This is a genomic window from Sphingomonas sp. ID1715 (assembly GCF_013044515.1).
Lineage (GTDB): Bacteria > Pseudomonadota > Alphaproteobacteria > Sphingomonadales > Sphingomonadaceae > Sphingomonas_B.
On the sequence record NZ_JABEPR010000021.1, the window covers coordinates 1 to 4,421 of the forward strand.

At 62.0% G+C, this 4,421-nt stretch carries 5 protein-coding genes and 1 pseudogene; 4 read left to right on the forward strand and 2 right to left on the reverse strand.

The features are described 5' to 3' along the window. Nucleotides 1-28: 28 nt before the first annotated feature. A pseudogene (locus HJG53_RS18100) lies at nucleotides 29-301 on the forward strand (ATP-binding protein); the annotation flags it as partial. A gap of 24 nt (nucleotides 302-325) precedes the next feature. Here HJG53_RS18100 and HJG53_RS19255 read toward each other — a convergent pair. After that, nucleotides 326-778, reverse strand: a complete 453-nt coding sequence (locus tag HJG53_RS19255; RefSeq protein WP_080993748.1) for a LysR family transcriptional regulator — start codon at nucleotides 776-778, stop codon at nucleotides 326-328. On the opposite strand from HJG53_RS19255, the gene HJG53_RS18110 reads away from it, so the two are divergent. Together HJG53_RS18110 and HJG53_RS18115 are read left to right on the forward strand one after the other, a co-directional pair. Continuing rightward, a complete protein-coding gene (locus HJG53_RS18110; RefSeq protein ID WP_125723807.1) occupies nucleotides 769-1,038 on the forward strand; it encodes a hypothetical protein in 270 nt (89 codons plus the stop codon). The two genes, HJG53_RS19255 and HJG53_RS18110, sit on opposite strands and share 10 nt — an antisense overlap. Nucleotides 1,039-1,194: 156 nt before the next feature. Continuing rightward, entirely contained in the window at nucleotides 1,195-2,154 is a 960-nt protein-coding gene (locus HJG53_RS18115; RefSeq protein WP_030540911.1) for a zinc-binding alcohol dehydrogenase family protein, read from the forward strand. A 38-nt stretch (nucleotides 2,155-2,192) separates the two neighbouring features. Here HJG53_RS18115 and HJG53_RS18120 read toward each other — a convergent pair whose 3' ends face one another. Further along, nucleotides 2,193-2,780, reverse strand: coding sequence for an SDR family NAD(P)-dependent oxidoreductase (locus tag HJG53_RS18120; RefSeq protein ID WP_082734528.1), 588 nt, complete (start codon nucleotides 2,778-2,780; stop codon nucleotides 2,193-2,195). Between the two features lie 341 nt (nucleotides 2,781-3,121). Between HJG53_RS18120 and HJG53_RS18125 the strand changes: the two genes are divergently transcribed. Next, nucleotides 3,122-4,234 carry a multicopper oxidase family protein gene (locus tag HJG53_RS18125; protein WP_249340930.1) on the forward strand — a complete coding sequence of 371 codons (1,113 nt, stop codon included), beginning with the start codon at nucleotides 3,122-3,124 and terminating at the stop codon, nucleotides 4,232-4,234. The last annotated feature ends 187 nt before the right edge of the window (nucleotides 4,235-4,421 follow it).

A 4,421-nucleotide genomic window follows, 5' to 3' on the forward strand; every position in this document is an offset into this window, starting at 1 on the left:
GCCCGTTACGACCAGCTGAGGACCTTCGATGCAGCGGCATGACATGATCGAGGCGATGCGCGGGCTTGGGCTCAAGGGCATGGCGGGCGCGTTCGACGATGCGGTCACCACCGGCCTTCAGCGCCAGCGCACCACGATGGAGATACTGACCGACCTTCTGCGCGCGGAAGCAACACATCGCCATGCTGCCTCGATCCGATACCGGATGGCGGCCGCCCGGCTGCCGGTCGTGAAGGATATCGATGCGTTCCGGTTCGAGGGCACGCCGATCAACGAGGGGCTGGTGCGTTCGCTGCACACGCAGGTCGAGGAACGGACCTATGGATCAGCAAAATGCGCGGACCATTGCGCTCGTGATGGACCTGGACCCACGGACGTGATTATCGATACCTTTTCGTTCGGCATCATCAGCGAAGGCGACGTCGAGCGTTCCCATGGCCACGTTATGGCTTGTCCTACTCGTCGTATCTTCCGTGAGGGTGATGTTCACCGATGGAAATAGAGCTTTAAACTGACGCAGCACATCACCAAACAACCCGCCGGTGCGCGATGATGTAACTCCGATGCGGACTTGCCCCGCCTCCCCACTGTCGACAGCAACTGCGTAACGAGCGGCGAGATCTAATTGCTGGGCGCCGGCCATTGCCCGTTCCAAGAAGGCAGCGCCTGCCGTTGTGGGCGAAACACCAATTCGACTTCGCTTGAACAGGGGAACGCCTAATCGGTGCTCAAGATGCTGAATGCGTCGGCTGAGTGACGATTGGGACAATGCCAGCATCTCTCTCGCTCATCGAAACTGCCAGTTTCCGCCGCCGCGATCGCGCAGCGCAGATTTCGCAGATCCAAGATCATATTCGGCAAACATCACTCCCCCATGCCAATATCCGCTTCGGACGGCCGCGTTTTGTGCCGGAGTTTGGCGTTGCCAACACCGTCTCGGTAGTCCCGCGTCCTGAAAACTCCGTCGCCGATAGGGGAACACTGATGACAGCAGCTGCGCACGCTGAGGAAGCACCTAACTCCACCGATGGCGATTGATGTCGGCGGCAGCGCTCCTGATTATGCAACACAGATGCACGTTCGCCGATGCTACCGGATCGTGATCGGCAGTGCCACATGCAGATAAATTTGCGTTCCGGTCCCAGCAATTCCTACGCAACCGCCTCGGTCCGTCGCGCATCGAAAGGAACGACGATGAAAGCGGCTGTCTACGATCATAACGGTCCACCGGAAGTCCTTCGCTACACGGACGTGCCCGACCCCAAAATTCGTTCGCGGGATGTCCTGATCCAGGTCGAGGCGATATCCGTTGAGGGCGGAGACCTGATCAACCGTCGCAGTTCGCCGCCGGGGCACCCCGCATATGTCGTCGGCTATGCCGCAGCGGGCACGGTGGTGGCGATCGGTGACGCGGTCACGGACCGCAAGCCCGGCGACCGAGTTACCTCATGGGGCTTGGATGGATCCCACGCCCAACTCCGCGCAGTTCCGACAGATCAGACTTGGCTGCTGCCCGCAGGCGCAGGCGTAGCAGAAGCCGCGGCGATCCCGATCGGCTTCGGAACTGCCCATCATTGCCTGTTCGCGAGAGGGCGGCTCTCAAGCGGAAGCTCCGTCCTCATCCAAGGTGCAGCGGGGGGTGTCGGGGTCGCGGCAGTACAGCTCGCCCGCCAGGCCGGCGCGACCGTAATCGCCGTCGCTAGCGGTGAGGATCGCGTCCGCAGCGTCATCGAGCTCGGTGCATCGCGTGTAATCGACCATAACGTCGAATCGGTCGTGGACGTGGTCCGTGACCTCACCGGCGGCCGAGGCGTTGACCTCATCGTCGATCCGGTAGGTTCCACCTTGGCGACATCCCTCGCCGCGCTCCGCGACGAAGGAGTCTTGGTGTCCGTGGGCAATGCCGGCGGCGGGGCTCTGACAGTGGATTTTTGGCCAGCGGTGCAGCGAAATCAAACGGTCATCGGCGTATTCATGGGAACCGTCCTGTCACGTGCAGCGGTGCGCCAAACCATCGACATGATGCTCGCCGACGTTGCGAAAGGCAGTCTCACCGTGCCAATCGACAGAAGGTTTCCGCTCGCCGAGGCAGGGGCCGCCCATCGGTATGCCGAGGACAACAAGGTCCTCGGCCGTATCGTGCTGATCCCCTGACGCCGATTTCGCGCCCAACCGCTACCGAGCGCCCGCTGTCAGGCGATCGCGCCCGCGTCGGCGGTCAAGGTGGCGCCTGTAATTACACTCGCCGCGGGACTTGATAGAAACACGACCGCATTCGCGATTTCACTCGGCTTGGCGAAGCGGCCCAGAGACGTCAAACTCCGTTGGAAATCTGCCGCCGGGCCGTCTGCGGGGTTCGCGTCAGTATCCACAGATCCGGGCTGCACGAGGTTCACGGTGATGCCCTGCGGCCCGAGTTCACGTGACAACCCGCGAGTGAAGGACGTAAGCGCGGCCTTGGACATCGCATAGGCCGTTACGCCCGGAAATGGGACGCGTTCGCCGAGCCCCGACCCAATCGAGATTATGCGCCCCCCAGCGGAGAGATGCGGAATGGCGGCCTTCGCGAATAGCACTGGTGCTCGCACGTTGACGTCCATCAGCTTCTGATACTCGGCCACATCGAGGTCGGCGATCAGACCGGAATGGCCGATCGCCGCGCTATTGACGAGAATATCAAGACCACCGAGCGCCGAGACGGCCTCGCTCACGGCGCGCGTGATCGCATCCGGGTCTGCGCTATCGGCCTGTATCGTTCGCGTCTGCCGCCACAGATCAATCTGAGGCCGACACTAATTGAGATGGGGGCTGGCCTCAGAAACCTGACGACTGCGGTCCGCAGGCTCATCGGAGGTCAGCCCTTGTTGTTGCAGTGGCGATGAGTCATGAAAGTCATGCATCAGCGTGTAGGTCCGGTCCCTTGCGGGATCGGCACGGGCACACCGAATTTTCGACTAGTCGAGGCGAATTACATACCCCTATTAACGGCTCCACTCCCACCGTGTCTTGTTGCAACATATTGATTAGTATGCCGATTTTCGAGAACGCCGATAGGTCCACAACCACCGCTTGCTCGCGCTCCACGCCGGGCCTCGGCGGGGGAGGTGCAAACCCGCTTCCGATGCCGCCGCTGTTGGACGCACGGCCTGGCCGCTCATTCGCGCTACGGGTCCAGTCCGGAACGACTTCATTTTATCCAGGCCGGCCGAGTGACACGCTCGGGTATAATGGCAGCTATCTCGGACCGACGATCAGGGTGCGCCGTGGCGACGACGTGGCGGCTGTCGTGACCAACGGGCTCAACGCGGACACGACTGTGCATTGGCACGGGCTTCTGATCCCCGGAGAGCTGGATGGCGGCCCCCATCAGATCATCGCGCCGGGCGCGACCTGGCGGCCCACGCTCCCGATCCGGCAGCCCGCAGCGACCCTCCTTTATCACTCACACGTCCATGGGTTGACGGCCGAGCAAGTCTATTCGGGCCTGGCTGGGGCGTTGCTGGTAACCGACGACGAAGAGCAGGGCCTGGGGCTCCCGTCAGAATATGGCGTGGACGATCTGCCCCTGCTCATCCAGGATCGCCAGTTCGAAAATGGTCGCCTTGTCATGCCAGGCGGCATGATGGTCGCCATGCAGGGCCGGCGCGGCGACACGATCCTTGTGAACGGCGCGGTGAATCCGCTGGCGGCGGTGCCAAATCGGTTGGTTCGCCTGCGGCTCGTCAACGCATCGAACGCGCGGATTTATGAGCTGTCGTTTTCCGATCGGCGGAGCTTTCACTGGATCGGAACCGAAGGGGGGCTGCTCGAACACGCAGTGGCATTGGAAGCCATAACCTTGGCGCCGGGCCAACGTGCCGAGCTTCTCGTGGACTTCACGGACGGTAGGTCCGCCTCGCTGGTGACGGCGGCTGATACCAACAGCTCGATGATGGGCGGCATGGGTATGATGGGGCGTGGCGCCCGAAGGACCGATGCCGCGGCACCAGCGACCGTGCTGCGGTTTGAACCACGGCCGTTGGGACAGGCTCGTGCCAGCGGCGTCGTGCCGACCCTTCTGGCATCACGAACTGGGCCCGACGCCAGCAAGGCGGTGCGCCGTCGCCGTCTGAGCCTCAACATGGCCCAGTCGGCCCCAAGCTGCGATTTTGGCCAAGTCGGAGAACGTTTTGGGAACGTGGCATTCGGTATTGACGATGGAAATCATAGAAGAGGACAGTTCGCTCCATCATAGGGAGTGGGTTGATGGATCGGAGTATTCCGGGCGGGGATTTGATCGGACGATGGAGCCTGAGCTTTGCCGATATTGATTTTGTAAATTCGAAGCCGGCCCTGACGCGCCTTGGCCTCGCCGCGCAGCTGAAATTCTTCGCTTCCCTGGGGTTTTTCGCGATCGATCCCGGCTCAATCCCTACCGATGG

What these genes read in the sequence shown, in the direction of transcription:
- HJG53_RS18125 (WP_249340930.1), top strand. Translation starts at nt 3,122, where the DNA reads ATGCCGCCGCTGTTGGACGCACGGCCTGGCCGCTCATTCGCGCTACGG.
- HJG53_RS18110 (WP_125723807.1), top strand. Translation starts at nt 769, where the DNA reads ATGCCAGCATCTCTCTCGCTCATCGAAACTGCCAGTTTCCGCCGCCGC.
- HJG53_RS19255 (WP_080993748.1), bottom strand. Translation starts at nt 778, where the DNA reads ATGCTGGCATTGTCCCAATCGTCACTCAGCCGACGCATTCAGCATCTT.
- HJG53_RS18115 (WP_030540911.1), top strand. Translation starts at nt 1,195, where the DNA reads ATGAAAGCGGCTGTCTACGATCATAACGGTCCACCGGAAGTCCTTCGC.